The 22,526-nt window shown below is 63.8% G+C and carries 22 protein-coding genes; 9 read left to right on the forward strand and 13 right to left on the reverse strand.

The genetic code is table 11. The features are described from left to right. Positions 1-50 precede the first annotated feature (50 nt). The 3 genes from hisD (at position 51) to AC4D2M_RS08125 (ending at position 2,922) form a co-directional block, all read left to right on the forward strand. Positions 51-1,340 (forward strand): histidinol dehydrogenase, encoded by a 1,290-nt coding sequence (hisD, locus tag AC4D2M_RS08115; protein WP_490891163.1) that lies wholly within the window; start codon positions 51-53, stop codon positions 1,338-1,340. Positions 1,341-1,387: 47 nt separating this feature from the next. Continuing rightward, on the forward strand, positions 1,388-2,176 hold the full coding sequence (locus tag AC4D2M_RS08120; RefSeq protein WP_490891390.1) for a nitrilase-related carbon-nitrogen hydrolase: 789 nt from the start codon (positions 1,388-1,390) through the stop codon (positions 2,174-2,176). Between the two features lie 80 nt (positions 2,177-2,256). Further along, the gene (locus AC4D2M_RS08125; RefSeq protein ID WP_490891164.1) at positions 2,257-2,922 is read left to right on the forward strand and encodes a DUF4232 domain-containing protein; all 666 of its coding nucleotides are present in this window, start codon (positions 2,257-2,259) and stop codon (positions 2,920-2,922) included. Between the two features lie 34 nt (positions 2,923-2,956). Here AC4D2M_RS08125 and disA read toward each other — a convergent pair whose 3' ends face one another. From disA to AC4D2M_RS08145, 4 genes are all read right to left on the reverse strand, one after another. Next, on the reverse strand, positions 2,957-4,033 hold the full coding sequence (gene disA / locus AC4D2M_RS08130) for a DNA integrity scanning diadenylate cyclase DisA (RefSeq protein ID WP_490891165.1): 1,077 nt from the start codon (positions 4,031-4,033) through the stop codon (positions 2,957-2,959). 155 nt (positions 4,034-4,188) lie between these two features. Further along, positions 4,189-5,565 carry a DNA repair protein RadA gene (gene radA / locus AC4D2M_RS08135; protein WP_490891166.1) on the reverse strand — a complete coding sequence of 459 codons (1,377 nt, stop codon included), beginning with the start codon at positions 5,563-5,565 and terminating at the stop codon, positions 4,189-4,191. Between the two features lie 41 nt (positions 5,566-5,606). After that, positions 5,607-6,734: an FUSC family protein gene (locus AC4D2M_RS08140; protein ID WP_490891167.1), complete on the reverse strand. Its 1,128-nt coding sequence runs from the start codon at positions 6,732-6,734 to the stop codon at positions 5,607-5,609. A gap of 10 nt (positions 6,735-6,744) precedes the next feature. Beyond that, positions 6,745-7,506 carry a DUF8692 domain-containing protein gene (locus tag AC4D2M_RS08145; RefSeq protein ID WP_490891168.1) on the reverse strand — a complete coding sequence of 254 codons (762 nt, stop codon included), beginning with the start codon at positions 7,504-7,506 and terminating at the stop codon, positions 6,745-6,747. Between the two features lie 244 nt (positions 7,507-7,750). Here AC4D2M_RS08145 and pstS point away from each other — a divergent pair, with 244 nt between their 5' ends. The 4 genes from pstS to pstB all read left to right on the forward strand — a co-directional run bounded on the left by pstS (position 7,751) and on the right by pstB (position 11,858). Beyond that, on the forward strand, positions 7,751-8,866 hold the full coding sequence (pstS, locus tag AC4D2M_RS08150) for a phosphate ABC transporter substrate-binding protein PstS (RefSeq protein WP_490891169.1): 1,116 nt from the start codon (positions 7,751-7,753) through the stop codon (positions 8,864-8,866). A 148-nt stretch (positions 8,867-9,014) separates the two neighbouring features. Next, positions 9,015-9,947: a phosphate ABC transporter permease subunit PstC gene (gene pstC, locus AC4D2M_RS08155; protein ID WP_490891170.1), complete on the forward strand. Its 933-nt coding sequence runs from the start codon at positions 9,015-9,017 to the stop codon at positions 9,945-9,947. After that, positions 9,947-11,050 (forward strand): phosphate ABC transporter permease PstA, encoded by a 1,104-nt coding sequence (gene pstA, locus AC4D2M_RS08160; protein ID WP_490891171.1) that lies wholly within the window; start codon positions 9,947-9,949, stop codon positions 11,048-11,050. The genes pstC and pstA overlap by 1 nt, the downstream gene beginning before the upstream one ends. A gap of 28 nt (positions 11,051-11,078) precedes the next feature. Then, positions 11,079-11,858, forward strand: coding sequence for a phosphate ABC transporter ATP-binding protein PstB (pstB, locus tag AC4D2M_RS08165; RefSeq protein WP_490891172.1), 780 nt, complete (start codon positions 11,079-11,081; stop codon positions 11,856-11,858). A gap of 9 nt (positions 11,859-11,867) precedes the next feature. Here the strand turns inward: pstB and AC4D2M_RS08170 are convergent, their stop codons facing one another. The 8 genes from AC4D2M_RS08170 to AC4D2M_RS08205 form a co-directional block, all read right to left on the reverse strand. After that, positions 11,868-12,878 (reverse strand): inorganic phosphate transporter, encoded by a 1,011-nt coding sequence (locus tag AC4D2M_RS08170; RefSeq protein ID WP_490891173.1) that lies wholly within the window; start codon positions 12,876-12,878, stop codon positions 11,868-11,870. Next, positions 12,879-13,496 (reverse strand): DUF47 domain-containing protein, encoded by a 618-nt coding sequence (locus AC4D2M_RS08175; RefSeq protein ID WP_490891174.1) that lies wholly within the window; start codon positions 13,494-13,496, stop codon positions 12,879-12,881. Positions 13,497-13,581: 85 nt separating this feature from the next. Then, positions 13,582-14,622 carry an alpha/beta fold hydrolase gene (locus AC4D2M_RS08180; RefSeq protein ID WP_490891176.1) on the reverse strand — a complete coding sequence of 347 codons (1,041 nt, stop codon included), beginning with the start codon at positions 14,620-14,622 and terminating at the stop codon, positions 13,582-13,584. 25 nt (positions 14,623-14,647) lie between these two features. Further along, positions 14,648-15,358 carry a Crp/Fnr family transcriptional regulator gene (locus tag AC4D2M_RS08185; protein ID WP_490891178.1) on the reverse strand — a complete coding sequence of 237 codons (711 nt, stop codon included), beginning with the start codon at positions 15,356-15,358 and terminating at the stop codon, positions 14,648-14,650. A 212-nt stretch (positions 15,359-15,570) separates the two neighbouring features. After that, positions 15,571-16,617: an ABC transporter ATP-binding protein gene (locus tag AC4D2M_RS08190; RefSeq protein WP_490891179.1), complete on the reverse strand. Its 1,047-nt coding sequence runs from the start codon at positions 16,615-16,617 to the stop codon at positions 15,571-15,573. Next, the gene (locus AC4D2M_RS08195; protein ID WP_490891180.1) at positions 16,614-17,444 is read right to left on the reverse strand and encodes an ABC transporter permease; all 831 of its coding nucleotides are present in this window, start codon (positions 17,442-17,444) and stop codon (positions 16,614-16,616) included. The genes AC4D2M_RS08190 and AC4D2M_RS08195 overlap by 4 nt, the downstream gene beginning before the upstream one ends. Beyond that, positions 17,441-18,274: an ABC transporter permease subunit gene (locus tag AC4D2M_RS08200; RefSeq protein ID WP_490891181.1), complete on the reverse strand. Its 834-nt coding sequence runs from the start codon at positions 18,272-18,274 to the stop codon at positions 17,441-17,443. The genes AC4D2M_RS08195 and AC4D2M_RS08200 overlap by 4 nt, the downstream gene beginning before the upstream one ends. Continuing rightward, positions 18,274-19,527 carry an ABC transporter substrate-binding protein gene (locus tag AC4D2M_RS08205; protein ID WP_490891182.1) on the reverse strand — a complete coding sequence of 418 codons (1,254 nt, stop codon included), beginning with the start codon at positions 19,525-19,527 and terminating at the stop codon, positions 18,274-18,276. The genes AC4D2M_RS08200 and AC4D2M_RS08205 overlap by 1 nt, the downstream gene beginning before the upstream one ends. Positions 19,528-19,615: 88 nt before the next feature. On the opposite strand from AC4D2M_RS08205, the gene AC4D2M_RS08210 reads away from it, so the two are divergent. Further along, a complete protein-coding gene (locus tag AC4D2M_RS08210) occupies positions 19,616-20,293 on the forward strand; it encodes a TVP38/TMEM64 family protein (RefSeq protein ID WP_490891183.1) in 678 nt (225 codons plus the stop codon). After that, the gene (locus tag AC4D2M_RS08215) at positions 20,286-20,921 is read left to right on the forward strand and encodes a CDP-alcohol phosphatidyltransferase family protein (protein WP_490891184.1); all 636 of its coding nucleotides are present in this window, start codon (positions 20,286-20,288) and stop codon (positions 20,919-20,921) included. Before AC4D2M_RS08210 ends, AC4D2M_RS08215 begins: the two co-directional genes overlap by 8 nt. A 2-nt stretch (positions 20,922-20,923) precedes the next feature. Here the strand turns inward: AC4D2M_RS08215 and AC4D2M_RS08220 are convergent, their stop codons facing one another. Beyond that, entirely contained in the window at positions 20,924-22,330 is a 1,407-nt protein-coding gene (locus AC4D2M_RS08220; RefSeq protein WP_490891185.1) for a dihydrolipoyl dehydrogenase family protein, read from the reverse strand. Positions 22,331-22,526: the final 196 nt, after the last annotated feature.

Consider the following 22,526-nt stretch of genomic DNA (forward strand, 5'->3'; position numbering starts at 1 on the left):
CCTCAGTTCTGGAGAGTCTCCGCGGCAATTACCGGCACCTCAAGGAACCCTTGATCGATGCGCCCGCCGCTCAACGTGATCCCGTCGTAGTCGAAACTGTGTCATCTATGCTGCGCAACATAGAGGCCGGCGGCATGGACGCCGTTCTGGATTATGCCCGCAAACTCGATGGATGGGACGGTGGGGATTTCGAGCTGACCGGAAGCGACATCAGCTCCAGCGGATCCCGGCTTCCTTTAGACCTTCGGGTTGCAATAGAACTCGGGGCGGAGCGAACCCAATCATTTGCAGAGGTTCAGCGGAGACACCTAGTCGATTTCGAAACCGAGGTTGTGCCGGGCGTTAAGGCTGGTGTTCGCTACATTCCGGTCTCCCGCGTAGGGGCTTATTTGCCCGCTGGCCGGTTCCCACTTACAGCGAGCGCCTTCATGACTGTTGGAGTAGCGAAGATTGCTGGCGTACCGACTGTTCTTTCGTGTACGCCACCCCAGCCGAACGGTCGCGCGAACGATGCCGTGCTGTACGCAGCGCACCTTTCTGGAGTTGACCGTGTCTTTGTTTTAGGCGGAGTGCAGGCTTTGGCCGCGATGGCGTTCGGGCTACTCGGCGATCTCCCGGTCGACATGCTGGTAGGCGCAGGAAACGCGTACGTGGCTGAAGCCAAGCGTCAGCTATTTGGTACTGCGGCAATTGACCTGCTCGCCGGACCTTCGGAAGTGGCTGTCATTGCCGACGAGACGGCCGACCCGGTTCTGGTCGCAGCAGACCTGCTCGGCCAGGCAGAACACGGTCCCAACTCTCCTGCAGCTTTGGTGACCACATCCGCGGACCTGGGACATGAAGTCATAGAGGAAGTTGGTCGCCAGCTTCTGACACTGGAGACCGCGGAGATTGCCGGCGCGGCGTGGCGTGATTATGGTTCTGTGACTGTCGCAGCCAACCGCGAGGTGGCAGTCGCGCTCATGGACGATCTTGCGCCGGAGCATCTTGAGCTCCTCACCGGAGACAACGACTATTACCATTCGACATTGCGCAATTATGGTTCGCTTTTCATTGGCGAGTGGAGCACTGTTGCTTATTCTGACAAAGGAATGGCCGGGACAAATCATGTTCTGCCGACCGCCGGTGGTGCGAAACACTCCGCCGGGCTCTCGGTATCCCGGTTCCTGAAGCCTCTCACCTACCAGCGTGTGGAACGGGACGCGACCCCCAGTCTCGCCGACGCGGTCGCAGTAATCTCTGGCTCCGAAGGAATGATGGCCCATCTCGCTACAGCGTCCTTGCGCTTGCAAAGGTTGAATCCGGTTACAGAAACTACTCCGGGGGTGACCGTGAAGTGAGCTTGGAAGATCCTGGTCGCTCCGCTGCTTACGGTGTCCCGCGGGTCGTGTCGGTCCGAGCACATGAGCTGGCGCCGATAGCTGGACAGCTCGAAGAGAACCTCGCCATGATCGAGAACGCTATCCAACAAGCTGTAGAGGATAGGGTGCAGCTGCTGGTGTTGCCGGAACTCGCAACAAGCGGGTACTACCTTGAAGCCGTCGAAGCTGAACGATGCGCGCTGGGAGCCGATCATCCCCTGTTCGATCGTTGGGCAGCGAGACTCAGATCCGAAATGGTGTTGATTGTCGGTTTCTGTGAGCAGGGAGACGGTGAACTATTCAACAGCGCCGCAGTTATCACTCAGGCAGGCGTGCAGGATGTGTACCGCAAAACACACTTATGGGATGCGGAGAAGTCGATCTTTTCTGTTGGAGAACACCCGCCGCCAGTCGTTCCCACCCCGGTTGGCGCAGTCGGAGTCCTCATTTGTTATGACCTTGAATTTCCGGAGATGCCACGATCTCTCGCCCTCAGAGGTGCTGAAATTACCGCTGTACCGACGAATTGGCCTTTGATACCTCGTCCGGCCGGTGAACACGCGCCCGAAGTGATTCAGGGTATGGCGGCAGCGAGGGCGTCCGCGATGGCGATTGTTTGCTGCGATCGCAGAGGAACGGAGAGAGGACACCGCTGGACGCAAGGTACGGCAGTAATCGGTACCGACGGTTGGCTTAATGGGAGCACAGACGAGTTCGGCAGACTGGACGCGGTCATTAACATTGCAGCAGACCGTGCCTGGATAGGGCCACACAATGATTCGATACACGATCGGCGGCCCGACCTTTACATGTAAGGTGGGTCAACGCATCGCTTATCAGGGCTTCGCGGCGTGGTGCGAGGGCCTGCCGGCCCTCCGTCTCTTAGCCTTGAACCATGAGCTCGGCAGGAGGTACAGGCAGCAGCCGGGTGAGAAGGCCCCACGGGAAACCGAGCCCCCGGGTGTACAAGCGGCGCCGTCAACTGGTCGCGTTGCTCGCCCTCCTGCTCCTCGGTGGCCTCATATGGGCAGGCATCGCCATCGCGGGTATGTTTCGCGGTGATGGGACACCTGCTCCGGCCGTGGCCGCTCCCACCAGCGCTGCTCCTGATCCGTCTGCTCCCTCCACAGCAAGCGCGTCGGCGTCCCCGACACCGTCGGCAACTCCCACAGAGCCGGTGTGCAACCCGGCCTCCATCGAGGTCACCGGCAGCACCGACGCCGAGACCTACGCGGCTGATCAGTCCCCGGTTCTCTCCCTGACGGTCAGCAACACGGGCGACGCGCCCTGTCCCGTGAACGTCGGGACGTCACAGATGGAGTTCCTTATCACCAGTGGCGATGACCGGATCTTCTCCTCCCGCGACTGCCAGGAAGGCGCCGACGACCTCGAGGTGACTATCGAGCCCGGAGAGTCGGAGACAGCACGGTTCACGTGGGAACGGATTCGAAGCGCGCCCGAGTGCACCGAGGTGGACGTTGTGCCGGGACCGGGCCAGTACGCGTTCCAGACACGCCTTGGTGAGCGCACCAGTGACGACGTCGCATTCACGCTCGAGTAGACGCTCGCACGGTCCACACAAGAGAGCGGCCTTTTTACATGAAGCGATCGAGGAGGCTGGTCTCCGCGATCCTGGAGAGGCCTTCCCGGACCGTCCGCGCCCGCTGCTCGCCGATACCGTCCACCGCCATGAGGTCATCGATGTTGGCGGCCATTAGGTTCTGCAGCCCGTCGAAGTGATCCACCAGCCGGTTGGCAACGGTGGGCGGGACGGCCTTGATGCCGGATAGCAGCCGGAAACCCTTGGGTTGCACGACGGCGTCGAGTGAGTCCGCGGACGGATTGAACCCGAGCACGCTCGCGATGGTCCCGAGGTCGATGAGGTCGGTGGAGCTGAACCCCTGAAGGCGTGCCAGCTGATCCTCGACCGGCGTGGTGCTGCCGCCCAGCCCGGAGTAGTCGCGGAGCACCATCTCGCTGCCCGGACCCAGGCCGGTGGTGAGCTCCTCAACCTGGAGTGAGAGGAGGCGGCCGTCGATGCCGAGCTCAAGAACGTACTGCGAGATTTCCTCGGAGATCCGCCGTACCATTTCCTGGCGCTGCAGGGTAACTGCGACGTCGCGGACGGTGACCATGGCTTCAATTTCCAGCGCGGATAGAGACCCGGTGACCTGGTCGAGCCGGGCACGGTAGCGCTCGAGGGTGGCGAGCGCCTGGTTGGCACGAGCCAGTACCGGCTCGGATCCCTCAAGCACGTGACGGAGGCCGTCGACGTAGAGCGCGATGATCTGCATGGATTGGCTCACCGAGATCACGGGGACGCCGGTCTGGATGGCAACGCGTTCAGCCGTCCGGTGTCGGGTTCCCGATTCCTGCGTCTCGATACGATGGTCCGGCACCAGCTGCACGCCGGCGCGCAGGATTTTGCTCGCATCGCGGTCGCAGACGATCGCGCCGTCCATTTTTGCGAGCTCGCGCAGGCGCGTCGGTGAGAAGTCGATCCCGATGTCGAAGCCACCCGAACAGATTGAATCCACTGTGCGGTCAAAGCCAAGGACAATCAGGGCGCCGGTGCGGCCGCGCAGGATCCGCTCAAGGCCGTCACGCAACTGCGTACCCGGCGCCACCCGCGCCAGGGTTGCCTTCAGCGCGTCCTCCGGACTGCGTACCATCTCACTCCCTCTTCCTGCTGGACAGGCAAATGCACGGCCCGGCAGTTCCTAATCCTATGGGAGCACGCATCCGCTTGACGGCCCAGTTCCTGCTCAAAAGCGTAACGTTCGGCGCAGTTCAACCCATCTACGACGCCGCAGGTGCCGTGGATGGGTCAGAAGAGCAGTTCCAGGGCCTCGGTGAGGGTGCTGATCTGCTTCACAGTGAAGCCTGCGGGAACCTTGCCGGGCCCGTTCGGCGATTCCGGTACGACGGCGTGGGTGAACCCAAGGCGTTCGGCCTCCTGGATGCGCCGCGAGATACCGGGGACGGGCCGCACCTCACCGGCGAGACCCACTTCCCCGAACGCGATCATGCGGGAGGGGAGCGCCTGGTTGGTCTTGGCCGACGCGATGGCGAGGGCAACCGAGAGATCCGTTGCCGGCTCGGTCAGTTTCACCCCGCCGACCGTGGCCACGTAACTGTCATCCTTGTGGAGCTGCAGCGACGCGCGGCGCTGCAGGACGGCGAGGAGCATTGAAACCCTTGAGCCGTCCAAACCGCTGGTTGCGCGACGGGGCTGGGCGTTCGCCGACTCGGCCAGCAGTGCCTGAACCTCAGCCAGCAGCGGCCGTCGGCCTTCGAGGGTCACCGTGATGCAGGTGCCTGACACAGGCTCCTTGGTACGGGAGACAAACAGGCCGCTCGGATCAGCGAGCCCTTCAATGCCGGTATCAGTCAGGTCGAAGCAGCCGACCTCATCAGTGGGACCGTAACGGTTCTTCACCGCGCGCATCAGGCGGAGACGCGAGTGCCTCTCACCTTCGAACTGGCACACTACGTCCACCAGGTGCTCCAGCAGGCGTGGGCCCGCGATTGAACCGTCCTTGGTGACGTGCCCCACCAGCAGCGTGGTCATCCCGCGGGTTTTCGCCGCGTTGATCAGTGAGGCAGCCACCTCCCGTACCTGCGTGACGCCGCCGGCGCTCCCATCGACGTCCGGGCTGCTGAGCGTCTGCACCGAGTCCACGATCAGCAATGCAGGATCGACCTTCTCAACCTGGCCGAGTGCCTGGCTGAGGTCCGACTCCGCCGTGAGGTACAGCGTGTCCGCGAGGGCGCCGATGCGTTCAGCACGCAGCTTCACCTGAGCGGAGGATTCTTCACCGGTGACGTAAAGGACGGTTCGTCCCAGCCGTGCAACCCGCGCCGCGACATCGAGCAGCAGCGTGGACTTGCCGACGCCGGGTTCACCGGCCACCAGGATTACGGCGCCCGGGACGAGCCCACCGCCAAGGACCCTGTCCAGTTCACCGATTTCGGTGGGCTGGTAGGAGGCGGTGGTGGCGTCTACATCGGCAATCCGGAGGGCCGGGTGCGCAACGGTAGCGGCCGCCGTCGTGCGCGCTACGCCCGCGGCGGCAGTCTCTTCCACCGTTCCCCAGGCCTGGCACTCACCGCACCTGCCGACCCACTTGGCGGTACTCCAGCCGCACTCGCCGCAGCGGTAGGCGGGGGATTGCGTGCGCGAGCGGGAGGTCTTTGTTGCCATGCCTCAAACGTACTCGGTGCTTCTGACAGTCTTGATGAGGCTCACAGTTTCGGCAGATACCCGGCGGCGTCCTCATGGGACAGCCCGGTGGCCTCGAGCAGGTCGACGACGAGCGGCCGATACAGGATGACCAGCCCCTCACCCTCGAGACGCTCCACATTGAGCCGTGTCGGATGCAGCACCGTGGCCACGGCCGCCAGGTCCTCGCGCGCCCTGCGCAGGTGTTGGTCCCGTTCGGCTGTGGAGGACGAATGCAGGGCGAGCGCCAGGACATCCACGGCGTCTGCAGTATCCTCAATCACCTGCGAGAGGGACTGCACTGCATCATCCGAGAGCGCGGCATGGTTGATGACCGAGGTAAGACGCCGTGAGAACACCCGGCTGTTGCGGATTGCCAGATCGATGTAGCCGATCGACCCCCTGAGCTCGCCAATCTCTCCGCGGTGCCTCCGATACGCCGGGGACATACGTGCAACCTCCGCGGCCGCGCGCATTGAACCGGACAGGCCGTCCATAAGCGGCTGGCAGTTGCGCGCCCGGACCAGTGCATGCCACGCCTGCGTCGGGTCGCTCGCGGACAGCGCCCGTGCGTTCTCCCGGAGCACCCCCGAGAGTTCCCCGAGAAGCTTCCGTACATCGCCCTTGGGTTCTCGGCGCGGGTCCCGGGGTATTGCCATGGTGATCAACAGGGCGAAGACACCACCGACAATGGCGTCCGCGCTCCGCGTGAACGGCCCGCCTTCCGGCGGGGGCAGAAGCACAACCAGGAGAGACTGAAGGGCCAGCTGCGTGGTGAAGATGGTCCCGCTGTCCAGGAACCGGGCGAGCAGTACGGACAGAAAAAGCACGACGGCGGCCTGCCACAGCCCTGTGCCGAGCGCCGCCAACAGCACGTCGCCCACGGCGATGCCCAGCGTGCAGCCGAAGCCCACCTCGAGCACCCGGCGCAAACGGGGATCACGGGAGAATCCCAGCGCGATGAGGGCTGAGGTGGCAGCGAAGAGCGGGCCCTCATGTCCGAGCACCTGCTCGGCGAAGGCGTACGCACCCACTGCGCCGACGGTGATCTGCATGGCGGGAAACAGCGACGAGCGGCTGCGCCGCAGCCCGACCCGGGATCGGTTGCGCACAAAGGAACGTGCGCGGTCCAGTCGGGATCCCCGGGTCATACGCCTGACCTTACCGCCGGGAGCGGTGAGTGAGGGTGAAGCTGGTCAGGTGGCCGGCTGTCCGCGTACGAACGGCGGCCAGCGGCGCAACGAGCAGGAGCGAGCCGGCGGCAAGCTCCATGAATTCCTCCAGATGGGAAAGCACAAGCAGTACCGGCGCCGGCGCGCCAAGGCGCGTGAGCTCGCCTGCCACAAACTCAAGCCCGACGGCGGCGAACAGCAGGGTCGCCACACCCAGCACGATCAACCGGGTTGATTTCTCCGGCAGGTAGCGGGCGCTGATAATCGCCAGCACGAGGACGACAACAGCGATCACGATGCCGAGGACCAGCCAGACCAACGTGAAATCAGTAACGTCGACGAACTGCAGGACGAGTGCGTCCATCCGTTCGTGCAGTCCGGTGCCCTCATCCAGGCAGAAGAGCAACACCAGCCCTCCCAGGATCCACCAGGCAGCGGATCCCTTGATCTTCTGGTGTTGGGCCAGCACTGCAACGAACAGGAGGCTGGTGGTCGCTGCGGCGAGCTGTGCAACGGACCACCAGGAGGGGAGGTTCCCTTCCTGGTTCACATCGACGTACACGCTGAAGAGCGTTTCGCCCCTCGGCTGGCCGGTCAGCAGGGGAGCGACGAAGCTCAGGGTGACAACCAGCACGTGCACGATGCCGAGACCGAACAGCAGGCGGCGCCACCTGAGCGCATGGCCTGGGTGGTCAGCGGAAAAGCCTTCGTTCTCGGCGAGGCCGCCGTCAGAGCTGCTTTCGATGGTCATGGGTACCACGCTAATCGCTGTGACAAGGAGAAAGATCAGAGCTAAATAACGCATTCATTCCAAAGCACAAGAGTTGCATGGCGAATAGGGGCAAGAATCCTTCCTCCGTTCACCTTCTGTTCACTTTGACCGGTCAGTCTCGTTACCTGCGGTGCCTAGCGTGAGGTGCGTACCGAATCTCGTACAGACAACGCGGGTGCCCTCTGAGCACCGACTGTTAAACCCTGGAAGGGGCAATATTCAAGTGAAGGCTCTTCGCTTTGGCCGCGCTGCGGCAGTAATCTCTGTGGCCGCTCTGGCCCTCACGGCGTGTGGCTCTGACAGCGCCGTTAGCCCAGGATCTGAAGGCGGCTCGAGCTCCGCTACCGAAAGCACCGTTTCCGGCACTCTGACCGGTGCCGGTTCCTCCGCCCAGAACGCAGCCATGACCGCATGGAAGACCGGCTTTGAACAGGCCAATCCTGAAGCTACCATTCAGTACTCCCCGGACGGTTCCGGTGCCGGTCGCGAAGCTTTCCTCGCAGAGGGCGTGCAATTCGCCGGTTCAGACGCCTACCTGGATGACGAGGAGTATGAGGCGTCCAAGGAGGTTTGCGGCCCCGACGGTGCCATCAACGTCCCCGCATACGTCTCTCCGATCGCTGTCGCGTTCAACCTTCCTGAGATCAAGGAATTGAACCTCGACGCCGCCACCATCGCCGCCATCTTCAAGGGCGAGATCAAGAACTGGAACGACGAAGCCATCGCATCGCAGAATGAGGGCGTGGAACTGCCCGACCTGCCGATCACGGTTGTTCACCGCGCCGATGACTCCGGTACCACTGAGAACTTCGTTGAGTACCTCTCGGCAGCCGCACCTGACGCCTGGACCTATGAGGTCTCCGGAGACTGGCCTGCCGAGATCGTCGCCGAAAACGCTCAGGGTACTAACGGCGTCGTCTCCACCACCTCTTCCACCGAAGGCGCGATCACCTACACGGACGCATCCGCCGTCGGTGACCTGGGACAGGCACTGGTCAAGGTTGGCGAAGAGTACGTAGCGCTGAGCGCGGATGCCGCGTCACGCGCCGTCGAGGTTGCAGAGCCGGTTGAAGGACGCAGCGAAGTAGACATGTCCCTCGACCTCAAGCGCGATACCACTGAGTCGGGTGCATACCCGATCGTGCTTGTCTCCTACCACCTCTACTGCAGCGCCTATGAGGACCAGGAGACCGTAGACCTGGTCAAGGCTTTCGCAAGCTACGCAGTCAGTGAGGAAGGCCAGACGACGGCCGAGTCCTCCGCCGGCAACGCGCCTATCTCGGAGACCCTCCGCGAGCAGGCAATGGAAGCGATCGACACCATTCAGGTTGCTTCCTAACAAGTCAACGACGCCCCGCCAGGCCGAGAGGCCCTGGCGGGGCTGTTGGCTGTCTGTGCCCCGACGGGGTTGCAGGTACCTTGTATAAGCGGGGCAGTTGCGCGAGCACTGTCCCAGACGATCCCCGCGAAGCGCCGAAAGGTCCCCCGTGTCCACGAATGCAGTGAAACGAGCAGGTGGTGCAGGTCAATCCGGAGACAAAATATTCTCCGGGGCCAGCCTCGCCGCAGGCTGCCTGATCCTGGCGGCGCTATTCAGCGTTGCAGTCTTCCTGATCGTTGAGGCTCTTCCGGTCTTCCGCGCCGACCCGGCCGACATCTCCGGCGGGGAAGGTTTTTTTACCTACATCTTCCCGATCGTCATCGGGACGGTCATCGCGGCGGCCATTGCCCTGTTGATTGCCACCCCGCTCGGTATCGGCGTCGCCCTGTTCATTTCCCATTACGCTCCGCGGCGCTTCGCCCAGGGACTCGGCTATGTGATCGACCTGCTCGCGGCTATCCCGTCAGTGGTCTACGGAGCGTGGGGTTACGCGGTCCTCGCACCGCAGATGGCTATCGCCTACGACTGGCTCGCGCGCAACGCCGGCTGGATCCCGATTTTCGAGGGACCCGCGAGCCAGACCGGACGCACCATGCTCACCGCTGGCGTCGTACTTTCAGTCATGGTCCTCCCCATCATCACGTCACTGAGCCGGGAAATCTTCCTCCAGACGCCGAAGCTGCACGAAGAAGCAGCGCTCGCCATGGGCGCCACACGCTGGGAAATGATCACCATGGCGGTACTGCCGTTCGCCCGCCCCGGAATCATCAGTGCAGCAATGCTCGGCCTCGGCCGCGCTCTCGGCGAAACCATGGCCGTGGCCCTGGTGCTTTCCGGCGGCGCGCTCACCGCCAGCCTGATTCAATCCGGAAACCAGACAATCGCGGCCGAAATTGCGCTCAACTTCCCCGAGGCATTTGGGCTGCGTCTGGCCGAACTGATCGCCGCCGGCCTGGTTCTCTTCCTCATCACCCTTGCCGTCAACATCGTTGCACGGTGGATCATCAGCCGGCACAAAGAATTCTCAGGGGCTAACTAATGGCGAATGCCACCTTGACTCCGCGTCGCTCCCAACTGACCAAGGGCAAGATGCCCACCTACACCCTCTGGGCGGTGTTGGCAGCGTCGGTCGTAGTTGGTGCTGCGCTGGCCGCGCTGGTCGGTTTCGGCCTGGTGCCGTGGGCCCTCTTCAGCGCACTCCTCTTCATCGTGGCCGGGACGGCTGTCACCGGCGTCGTGGAGGGGTCCCGCAAAGCCCGGAACCGACTGGCCATGTTCCTGATCTACGGATCCTTCCTGGTGGCTCTTCTGCCGTTGCTCTCGGTTATCTGGACTGTTCTGGAACGTGGATTCCCCGGGCTGACCTACAACTTCCTGTTCACGTCGATGAACGGTGTCACCGGCGCGATCGACAACCAGACCGTTGCAGAAGGATCGCCGGTTCTCGGCGGCGCCTACCATGCCATTGTCGGAACCCTCCAGATCACCCTGTGGGCAACCCTCATCTCCGTGCCGATCGGGCTGTTGGCGGCCATATACCTTGTGGAGTACTCCACGGGTGGGAAACTGGCACGCGCCATCACTTTCTTCGTTGACGTGATGACCGGTATCCCGTCCATCGTCGCCGGTCTCTTCGCCGCGGCGCTGTTCGGCCAGCTGTTCGGGCCGGGAACACGTACCGGTTTTGTTGCCGCCGTCGCTCTGTCAGTACTGATGATCCCGGTTGTTGTGCGCTCCACCGAGGAGATGCTCAAGATCGTCCCGAACGAGCTCCGGGAAGCCGCCTACGCGCTCGGCGTGAGGAAGTGGCGCACAATCACACGCGTAGTGATCCCGACAGCGATCTCCGGCATTGCGTCCGGCGTCACCCTGGCCATCGCCCGCGTAATCGGCGAAACCGCGCCCATCCTCGTAACCGCCGGCTTTGCCAGCTCGATCAACTGGAACGTCTTCGGCGATTGGATGAGTACCCTGCCGACGTTCATCTACTACCAGATCCTGACGCCCACCTCGCCGACCGCCACTGACCCCAGCACACAGCGCGCCTGGGCGGCGGCGCTGGTGCTGATCGTCATGGTCATGCTCCTGAACCTCGTGGCGCGCATGATCGCCCGCCTCTTCGCTCCCAAGACCAGCCGCTGACCCGCCGGCACAACCAGAAGGATCCCCATTGTCCAAGCGAATCGACGTCAAGGACCTCAACGTCTACTACAGCAAGTTCCTCGCTGTTGAAGACGTAAACATCAGCATCGACGCACGCTCCGTCACCGCGTTCATCGGCCCGTCCGGCTGCGGAAAGTCCACCTTCCTGCGGACCCTGAACCGTATGCACGAGGTTATCCCGGGTGCACGCGTTGAGGGTGAAGTGCTGCTCGACGGCGACAACCTGTACGACTCCGCAGTGGACCCTGTCACGGTCCGCAGCCAGATTGGTATGGTCTTCCAGCGCCCCAATCCGTTCCCCACCATGTCCATCCGCGACAACGTGCTGGCCGGCGTAAAGCTGAATGACAAGCGCATCTCAAAGTCGGACGCTGACGCTCTGGTCGAAAAGTCCCTGCGTGGCGCCAACCTGTGGAATGAAGTCAAGGACCGCCTTGCCCGTCCCGGTTCCGGCCTGTCTGGCGGCCAGCAGCAGCGCCTCTGCATTGCGCGTGCCATAGCGGTCTCTCCTGAGGTCATTCTCATGGACGAGCCCTGCTCTGCACTTGACCCGATCTCCACCCTCGCCATTGAGGACCTCATCAATGAGCTCAAGAACGAGTACACCGTGGTGATCGTTACCCACAACATGCAGCAGGCGGCGCGGGTTTCCGACAAGACTGCTTTCTTCAACATTGCGGGCACCGGCAAGCCCGGCAAGCTGATCGAGTACGGCGAGACCACCGACATCTTCAACATGCCCTCCCAGAAGGCAACCGAGGATTACGTCTCCGGCCGCTTCGGATAAAGACCGTGCCTAGAGCAGCGGACTCATCGCCAGATAGAGGATCGCCGCGAGCAGCGCGGTGACGGGCGCCGTCGTAATCCAGACCAGCAGTACGGACCGCAACACGCGGCCGCGAACCGTGGCGTAGCGTTGATTGGCGCCGGCGCCCACAATCGCCGAGGTCATGGTGTGCGTGCTGGAGAGCGGCATGTGCAGCGACAATGAGCCCACGAACAGCATCACGGCGCTGACTCCCTGGGCGGTCATGCCGCGCAGGGGGTCGATGCGCACCAGCCGGTTGGACAGCGTGTGGGTGATTCGCCAACCTCCCAGCAGAGAACCTCCCGCCAGGAGCACTGCGGCGAAAACCTGGACCCACAGCGGAATGCCGCTCCCGGAATACACGCCGGCTCCCACCAGCGCGAGAACGATCACGACCATGGTCCGTTGGCCGTCCTGCAGTCCGTGGCCAAGCGCAAACGCGGCTGTCAGGACAGCCTGCGCCATCCGGTTACCGTCGTTGACCTTCCGCGGTGAGTTGTGTCGCTGCAGCCATGTCGCAGGAAAGACGACGACGTACGCCAGCAGGTAGGCGATCAGCGGCGAGAGCAGCAGCGGCAGCGCGATGTCCAGCAGGAACACCCGGCCGGAACCCGCGATGGATTCGCCTCCGAGCACGGCCGCGGCTCCGCCCGCCCCAGCCAGCGCACCGATGAGCGCATGCGTGGACGACGACGGCTTGCCTCGGTACCAGGTGAAGATTCCCCACGCGCACGCCGACAGCAGAGCGGCCAGGAGAATGCCGAGGCCGCTCAGACCACGGGGAAGATCGATGCTGTCACCGGTGAAGAGCGTGGCAAGACTGGCACTCATCAGCGCACCGACGAGGTTGAACAGCGCTGCGAGCAGGACGGCGACGGTTGGCGTCAGGGCCCGGGTCCGGACGGACGTGGCGATGGAATTGGAGACATCGTGGAAACCGTTGATGAAGGCAAAACCGCCGGCGAACAGAATTACGGCACCGAGGAGGAAGACCTCCACCTACGATTCCTTGACGACGATGGCACCGACGTGAGTTGCGACCTTGCGGATGTCCTTGGTGACGTCGACGAGTTGGTTTGCCACGTCACGGTGCCGGGCATAGACAAGGGGCTTGTGGTCCGCGAGCAGCTCCGAGCACCAGATTCTGTGGGTACGTTCGGCGCGTTTGGCGAGGCGCAAAATTTCAATCCAATAGTCCTCGAGATCGTCGAGGGAGTTCAGCTGCCGCATCGCTTCGGCGGTCAGTTCCGCCTGGCGCGTGATTACCTCCAGTTGCTCGGATGCGCGGCGGCTGAGCTTGTTCAGCTTGTAGAGGGCAATCAATTCCGCGGCGCCGTCGAGCTTTTCCATTGCTTCGCTCAGAAGGCGTGACATGGCATAGAGGTCTTCGCGGGGCAGCGGGTTGATGAAGCTGGTGCGCATTGAGGTCAGCAGGGCGAAATGCAGGTCGGTGGACGTGCCTTCGTACTGATGGAGCTCTTCGGCCAGCTGGTCGTAATCCTGACGAGCAGCTCCGAGGATGCCCGACATGCTGCGGACTCCGAGGACCAGTTGCTGGGCCATGCTGGAGAGCAGTTCCAGTCCTGCGTTCTCCTGCGGGAAGAGGTGGAGCTTCACTAAAGTCACCTAGGGTCGCACGGACGGTTGCCACCTAAGAATACCTGTGCCGCGCTTAGGTGACCGGTGCTGTGCAACCGGCCACCTAAGGGCACAAAAGTGGCGCCGAACCGGGAGCGCCTCTCGGCGGAAGGCCGCTCGAAGCGGCTAAATGTTGAAGCCCGGGGGTTCCACGGTCCGACACCAGTTTCAGTCTGCTACTGACCCGCCTGCATGTCAACGACATGACGACGGCGGTGGGCCGCCAAGGAGAATTGGTCAGCAGTTTGCCCTGCTCACAGCGAATTGATCGCGTCTGCGATCGCCTCGGGTGGTCCTCGGGCGTGAAGTGTTTTCCGCCCGGTATGCGCACAAGTTCGGTGCCGAGGTCCGCGGCAAGTTTTTCGCCATAGCGAACCTTCTGGAACCTGTCCGCAGCGCCCCAGACCACGCGTGAGGGCAGGCCCAGGCGTGGTATGTCCCGTGCAATATCGAGGGTGTCCTGGACATCAAGCGCCCGGATCTGGCGCATCATGCTTCGCGCGGCGCCCTCGGTCAGGTAGGGCGGCCAGTGCTGGGCGATCGCTTCCCGGGCCTGCTGGAGGTCATCGTGCCCCCGGTGGAAAAGCTGCACTAATGCCGGGTAAAGAAGGGCATGAGGCAGATGTGACAGCGGCCCGGCAACCTTTTGCATCGCCTTGACGCTCGGTATGGGCCAGGAATCGTAAGCCACCGCATGTGTCAGCACGAGACCGGAGAACGTACCGGGCCGGCGTACAGCCGCGATCTGCGCCACGCCGCCCCCGAGGTCGTGGCCCACCAGGATGGGCTTGGCATCGAGCTGCAACGAATCGATCCAGTCGAGCAGGTAGCCGGCCTGCGCTTTGAGGCTTAGGGCTCGATCCTGGCCCTCCCGGATGCTGGTGCCGTAGCCGGGCATCTCCCAGGCGAGAGTGGGGCCCTGGACGAGCGGCATCACACGCCGCCAGAGACGGGGCGAAGTTGGAATCCCATGAACCAGGACCACCGGCTTTCCGCTGCCATGTTCAAGCCAACGGACCGTGCTCCCGTTTACTGTGCCGGCCTTTTCTTCCACGGCGGAACCCTTCCAGATAGACGTCGTGAGGCTCATGCTGTTTGTGCTCAACGGGTCAGCCTGCGCTGACTCGTTATCAGGAGGTTCGTTTGGCGATGATCCTCAGCCGGTCGGGGTCTCTCACCGTGATTCGTCCGCGGCTTTGCCGGATCAGTCCCTCGGTGGCGAATTCAGCCATGGTCTTGCTCGTCGCTTCACGGGTTGCTCCCAGCAGGCCGGCCAGCTGCTCGTGAGTGATCCGGATTGCCGGAGGCTGGCCGAGCTTGTTGCCGAGCTTGCCGGGGCGTGCCGATTCGGCAAGCGTGAGCAGCGTTTTCGCGGTGCGTGCTGACAAGGGGCGGAGCGCGAGGTCCGTGAGTCTTTCCTCAAGCCGGGCCACCTGCTCACCCAGTAGCCGGGAGATTCGGACGGCAATCCGCGGGTCGGCGACGAGGTGCCGTTCGACGTCGTCCACCGTGAGTTGGCAGATGACGGATTCCTCGATCGCTTCGGCATAGTTGTCGTACATGCGCTGGCCGACCAGCAGCATCTCACCGAAAACGGCCCCCTGCTCGAGGATCGCCATGGTCAGGGCTTTGCCGTCCTCGGTGATCCGGAAGATCCGGACTCTACCTGACTTCAGGACAAACAGGGCAGTGACCGGTTGCGACTGGGAGAAGACGAGCTCACCTGCCGAGAACCGCCGTTCCGGCACCATGAGTTGCATCGCCTCCAGTTCCGCCGGACTGAGGTCGGCGAAAAGGTCGACTTCCCGCAGACAGGTGAATTCAGAAGGTCCTGTTGTCAAAGAGTCTGTCTCCCGTCTCTGAGGGGACCAGGGTTGGTCTCCGCCCTTTGGCGCCTGGGCGAGGCCAGGCGCACACGTGCTGGCTGTCTCGGTCACCATGGGATCGCCCTCCTGAAGACTATTTCCCCGTTGTCGAACACGCTACGGACGTTCGGCGAGCGTGTTCTGCAATCCAGGACACACTCACCGGGAGCTGCCCTTGCGCGCGGCCGTCATACAGGCACCACCCACCCGCCGGCACCGTGCGTGATCACGCCTGTGCGGTCACCGGGACGCACCGGCGGTGCGCCGACGACTTCGACGGCGATGCTGTCACCACCGTCTCGGACCTCGGCACCCATCCGGACCAGGACCAGGGTGTGGGCGCCCATCGACTTCACTTCCGTCACTGTGCCTTCGGCGGCTCCCCCACCTGCAGGGGTAAGGCGCAGGGCTTCCTGCCGGATAACAAGGAGCCCGGGGCCGTTTGGTGCCTCCGGCTGAACCTTGATACGGCCGAGGCCGGACTCGTGGTATCCGCCGGCCACGGTGCCCGGGACCTCGTTGAGTCCGCCCAGAATGCGGTTGACCGCCCGGGTAGAAGGCTCATAGTGCACCTGTGCTACCGCGCCGTGCTGCAGGATCCTGCCCTCGTCCAGTACCGCGATCGTGTCCGCCAATATGGAAGCTTCCCGCCGATCGTGTGTGACCAGGACGATCGTCGGCTCGAGTTGGGAGCGAATCTTCGCAAGGAGAGCGTACATGTCCTCCCGGAGGCGGAAGTCGAGGGAACTGAAAGGCTCATCGAGCAGGAGGATGCGGGGATTCCTCGCCAGGGCGCGTGCCAAGGAAACCCTTTGTTCCTGGCCACCCGAGAGTTGGCCCGGCATTCGCTTGGCGAAGCTCTCAAGCTGGACGAGTTCAAGGAATGCCAGGGCTTCTGAACGCGCCGTCTTTTTGGGCAGACCGGCCATCTTCCCTGCGAATGCAACATTGTCGAGCACCGTCAGATACGGAAAGAGCAGCGGCTTCTGAAACACCAGGGAGAGTTCCCTCCCTTCTGCCGGCACACCCTCAAGATCCTGCCCATCCACCAGAACGCATCCGGATGAGGGTCTATCCAGGCCTGCCGCAATGCGCAGCAGGGTGGATTTCCCGCTCCCCGAGGCACCCAGCAGGGCAACGCACCGCCGGGCGGGAATTTCGAGGGAGACGTCCCGGAGAACTTCCCCGTCACCGAAATGCCGGGACACTTCGTGGAAGGTCAGGCTTGAACTCATCCCACGGTCCTTCCACGGAAGCTGGAACCCGCGAGCAGAGCCAGCAGGATCAAGGGCGGTCCTATCATCGCAAGCGAAAGAGCAGCAGTCACTTGCTCGTTCCCGGTGGCCGATGCCGCAGAGCCGAGCAGGAGGGGCAGCGTCACAACCTGTCCGCCGCCCACCAGCACCGTAGTGATGTAGTCACCCCATCCAACGAGGAAGGCAAGGAACCCTGCGCGCGCAGTGGCCCGGGCAAGCAGCGGGATTCGTACCTGTGTGACTACCTGCCTCATGGGAGCGCCGAGGGTTCGGGCCACCTCCTCAAAGCGATCATCGTAGGTAGCCAGCGCGGCGCGGAACATGAAGACGGTGTAGGGGAGGGCGGTTACCGTCAATACGAGGACCACGGACGGAAAGGTCGGCACGCGCGCGCTGAGCAGCACGACATTCGCCCCCATCACCAGCGCGAATGGTGGAATGGCAAGCGGTGCCAGGAGGATGATCTCGATGGGTCGGGCGACCGCTGGCCTGAGCCGCCGAAGACCAAGGGCAGCCAGTGCCCCGAGCGGCGTGGCGGTCACCGCGACACTCGCACCCAGGGCCAGCGACGCCGCACCGGCTGCAAGGGTTTCTCCCGCCCACAGTGCCCGTACGCCCTCGGCAGAGAAGGAGGCCGGAAGAATATTCGGTGCCCTCCACTGCCCGGCAACGGACCACAGCCCGAGGGGCACGACCGGCAGCGCGATCCAAACGAGGAGAATGGCGCCCAGCAGCGTATGCACGCCTGTACTGGGACTGAACCGGCGCTGCCGTGGTCCGGCACCTACACGGTGCGCGGCCGTCATCGCAACCCCCTCAGACGTCGAAGCACCAGGAGCCCGAGGACAATCGCAGCGAGCCCTGCCAGGACAGAAGCCAGGGCAGTGGCCATCGCCTGCGGCCGGGCCTCGAGGTTGATGGCGCCGAACAGCCGGACCGCTCGTACCGGCAGTGGTTCCGGCGCAATGGGACCAAGGAGCCAGGGCGCCTCATAGGATCCGAGCGTGTAGACAAAGACCACGAGAGCGGAGATCGCCAGCGAGGGCGCAGCCAGCGGCAGAACGACATGGACCATCCGTTGCCGGGCGGACGCGCCGAGGTTGGCCGCCGCTTCGCAGAGTTGGCCGGCCGAGCCCGCTATGCTCCCCGCCACCACGAGAGCGACGAAGGCCGATTCCTTCCATGCGAACTCCAGGATCACGGCACCAAACCAGGCGTCCCCAACCAGCCGGGGGAACCCATCGGGCAAGCCGAACAACCGGGCGAGGAAACCGGCGTCGGACAGCAGCAACCCCATCGCCCCCGATGCAACCAGATGCGGGATGGGTACCGAAGCCGCGCTCAGCGCCCCGATTACCCGGCCACGCCACCCTGCTGAGAGCACGTAGGCGGCGATCAGGAATCCCACAATCACCGACAGCACAGTGGAGGCGGCAGCAATATAGAGGGAAAGTCCCGTGGCAGCGATGAGTTCACCATCAGCGGTCCATGCCTCGGTGCTGAACTCGGGTTGGCCGACGAACGGCATCAGCCCGAAGCTCTGCAGGAGGGCTGCCACCAGTGCACCCATCACTACCAGGATCACCGGGATGACCGCTGGGGCGACGGTCAGCAATGCCCTGCGCTGTGTGTCCATCAACCTCCGGCGACGGACCGGCGCCAGGCCTCATCAAGCGCCGGTACCCAGTCGGAACCGAGTTCGGAGTGAGCGTTGCGCGAGAGTTCCTCATATGCGGGAACGACGGGAGACTCGGGCAGGACGGTGAAGAGTTCCTGCTGTTCCGGTTCAAGCCGGCCGACGTCGAGCACTGTGAATTGTCCCCAGATGTCGGGGTCTGCTTTTGCAGCCTGCTGGGCGGGGGACAGGGCCAGATTAGCGACCGCCATGGCGCCGGCCGCGTCTGTGGCATTCACCGGGATGGCGAGGAAGCTGGCGTTACCCACCGTGCCCTCCGCCAGAGGCAGGACTTTGGTGGACTCGGGGAGGGCTCCGGAGGCCACCAGCTCAGAGAGCCGGGCCGGACCGTAGGTCATACCGAAATCCACCTGGCCCTCATTGAACAGCTTATTTAGTGCCTGCTCATCTCGCGGGTAGGTTGCCCCTTCGCGCCAAAGCGAGGGTTCAAGGTCCGCGAGTGTCTCAAGAGCAGCCGGTGCATGCTCATCGAAAAGGTCCTCACTGTAGGACAGTGGAACCTCTCCAGCCCCGCCGGCTGCGGAAATCATCACTTCGCGCAGGAACACACTGCCCGTGAAGTCCGGAGGCGCGGGATAGGTAAAGCGCCCGGGGTGGGCCTCCGCCCAGTCGAGGAGCCCGGCCAGACTCGTGGGCGGCTCGGACACGGCATCGGCGTTGTAGAAGTAGGTGAACTGAGCCTTGTGCCAGGGCGCTTCGCAGCCATCCACGGGGGTACCGAAGTCGTTCGCAAGTAGGGGATCATCCGGATCGGTGTAGGCCATGTTCGGCAGCATCTCTGTCCATCCGCAGCGCCACGCCTCGGCTTGGCGGCCCGTGCTGAAGGTTGCGCCGTTGACCCACACGAGATCCACTGAGCCGTCATCCCGGCCGGCCTGCAGTTCGCTCAGTACGCGGTTCATTGCATCCGCAGTATCAGCGACGGGAACCCGGCGAAGAGTTATTCCCAGCTCCTCGGCCGCCGGAGCAAGCGTCTGGTCCACGTAGGCGTTGCCCTGTTCGTCTCCGCCGTACATCCAGAGGTCGACGGTCTGGCCTTCCGCGACTTCCAGCACTTCATCAAAATTTGAGAGTTCCCCGGCCGGTGCTGCCGCGGTATTCCCGCAGGAAGTCAGCACGAGCACCGACAATAGCGCCGACGGCCAGACCGGCAGACGGCGGGCAAGGACGGAATGGGGACTTCGGCGGGCCATTGTTTCCTTCAGGGGTGAGTGGTGTGGTCAAGTATGCTCGAGGCTTGCCTCAGCAGGGGAGGACAGGGTTGGACGGGCGGCAGGTGCAGTGACGGAGGACAACGGTCAGGGCAGTCGTTTCCCGGATGCCCTCAAACGCGTGCTGCTTCTCGTGGCATTCGTCGCTGTCATGACTGTGGTTGTGCTCCTTCTGCCGATTCCTCCCGTTGAAGAGCTGCGGGCGATGGTCGATTCGGCCGGGTGGTGGGGGCCTGTCGGGTTTACGCTCGGCTACGCTGCTCTGACACTTGCGCCGGTTCCTAAAAGTGTCCTGTCCATTGCCGCAGGTGTTCTGTTCGGCTTCGGTGCCGGCATCGCCATCGTCTACCTTGCCGCCATGCTGGGGGCCACCGCGGCGTTCTGGCTTGGCCGTCACCTCGGGCGGGAAGCCGTCGAACGATTCACCGGCACCCGGGTCGCGAAGGTCGACGAGGTGCTGCGGCGCCGCGGATTCGCGGCAGTGGTCGGCGTGCGCTTGGTGCCCGTCCTGCCGTTCACGGCCATCAACTACTCTGCCGGGCTTACTTCCGTTGGCTGGTGGCCGTACTTCCTGGGGACGGCACTCGGGATCCTGCCCGGGACGGTCAGTTTCCTCGCCCTCGGAGCGTACGGTCTCGAGCTGGGTTGGCAGGCCCAGGCAGCAGCTGCAGGGCTGGGAGTCCTGACCATCGCCGGGGCGGTCTACGCGATCAGGTCGCGGCGGAAGGACCGGGGCTCCGATGTTTGATTCCCGGCTCCGCCCGCTGATTGCGCCGCTGCTGGATTCGGCTGCGGGACGGCTCGACGTCCCTTGGATCACGCCCAACCGCCTGACGTCGCTGAACCTCGTGCTGGGCCTTCTCAGTGCCGCACTTTCTGCGGGGCAGCTCTGGATACCAGCCCTCATGGCGTGGCTCCTGTGCCGCCTCGCGGACGGACTCGACGGACCGTTGGCCCGGCGCAGGTTCGAGCGGACTCCGGCATCAGACCGGACGGATGCCGGGCAGGGCGGCTTCTGGGACATCTCAGCAGACTTCATTGTCTACGGCGCAACCGTTGTCGGCGTGGCAATCGGCGCAACAGCTGCGTACGACGCCGCGTGGCTTCCGTTCCTGCTGGTTCTGTTCGCGTACTACATCAACGGCAGCGTCTTCCTTGCGTTTTCTTCCATCGCGGAGCGAAGCGGCAGGCAGATCGACGACGGGCGCTCGCTCTCGTTCCTCGGTGGACTCGCTGAGGGCGCGGAAACGGTGCTCGTGCACAGCCTGTGGCTGATCTTTCCCGCCTTTGCCGGCCAGATAGCGCTCGTGTGGGCGCTGGTGGTGTCGGTGAGCGCCGCCCAGCGCGTAGTCGCCGGCTTCCGGGCGCTTCGCTGACCTCATCGTCTGGTCCGCACCCGCGCCACAGCGGAAAGCACCTTCACCACTATCCTGGCCAGCGGCGAGTCCAGCCCGGAGCGGGCATGGGCAATCGCCGCGTTCCACACGGCGTCGTTATAGGTGGGATAGGGGTGGGTCACTCCGGCCAGCTCACGCGTACTCATCTTCCGTTCGACGGCGAGGGTGAGTTCTGCCAGTGACTCACCGGCCCGCGGGCCGACGATCGTGCCCCCGACAATGCGTCCACGCTTTCCGATGACCAGTTGTACAAAACCGGCGGTTTCATCTTCGGTGATCGCCCTGTCGGTCTCCTCCAGCGCAACCTTCGAGGACGTCAGGCCGGGACCGGAGGGATCAGTGACGCCGACGGCGGCCACTTCAGGCGAGGTGTATGTCACCCGGGGGATGGTGCTGCTGACCGGCCTGCGCAGACCGAGGATTGCATTGGACGCGGCCGTGCTGGCGTGAACCCCCGCCAGATGGGTGAATTTCGGGTTCTGGGTGACGTCCCCGGCAGCCCAGATGAAGCTGTTGGACGACCGCATCGCTGAATTCACCTGTACGTGGCCGGCGTCGTCACACTCCACCCCGACGTGCTCAAGTCCCAGGCTCGAAGTCCGCGGGGTGCGGCCGGCGGCAACCAGGATGACGTCCGCGTCGACCGTGCTGCCGTTTGAGGTATGGACTGTGTTGTCACCGGCGTCGGTGGTCTCCACCCTGTCGGCGCTCTCGTTCTCCGCAACGATGACGCCGTCGGCTTTCAGGCTCTGCCTGACCAGCGCCGCTGCCTGCCGGTCCTCCTTGGGCAGAATGCCGGATCGGGCGAGGATGGTGACGTTGGAACCGAGGCGTGCGAAGGCCTGCCCCAGTTCGCAGGCGATTGGCCCGCCGCCGATGATCACCAGTTTGCGCGGCAGGTCGGGGAGGTCCCAGATTGTCTCCGACGTCACCATCCGGGCTGTCTCCAGGCCGGTAATGGGCGGAACGGTGGGGGTACTTCCTGTGGCGATGAGCGCGTGCCGGAACCGGATCTTTCTGCCGTCCACGTCGGCTTCGCCGTCGCCAGTGAAACGAACCGTGCCGTTCAGGACAGTAACGCCGGCAGATTGCAGTGATTCCGGGGAGTCCTCCGGCTGGATGGCGTTGATCGCCGCGGTTATCCGGGCACGCACCTGCGCGAAGTTGGATTCGACGCCGGCCGAGCGGCGGTCTGCGGCCGCATGCGCTGCCGCGGACAGCAGCGTCTTGGAAGGGACGCATCCAGTCCATAGACAGTCGCCTCCTGTACGAGCCTGCTCCACGAGAACGGTCCGGGCACCCAGGCGGGCTGCGGTCTTTGCACCTACGATCCCCGCTGTTCCGCCACCGAGCACCAGAAAGTCAACTGGATCATCCACGTTCGTCATCGCTCTCCAAAGTCAGGGTAAGAGTGCATCCAGCCTACGGTCACCCCATTCCTGCGAACCGTCTGTAATCCAGGACACCGTAGCCCGGTGAGCCACCCCGTAGCTTGTCAGGGAGCGTACCCCTAGGCTGTGCTCACCACCCGAACGCGTCCGGAGGTCAGATCATCGAGAAGTACAGCACTTTCGCGCCTCTGTA

Source organism: Arthrobacter sp. TJ-270, from assembly GCF_058269075.1.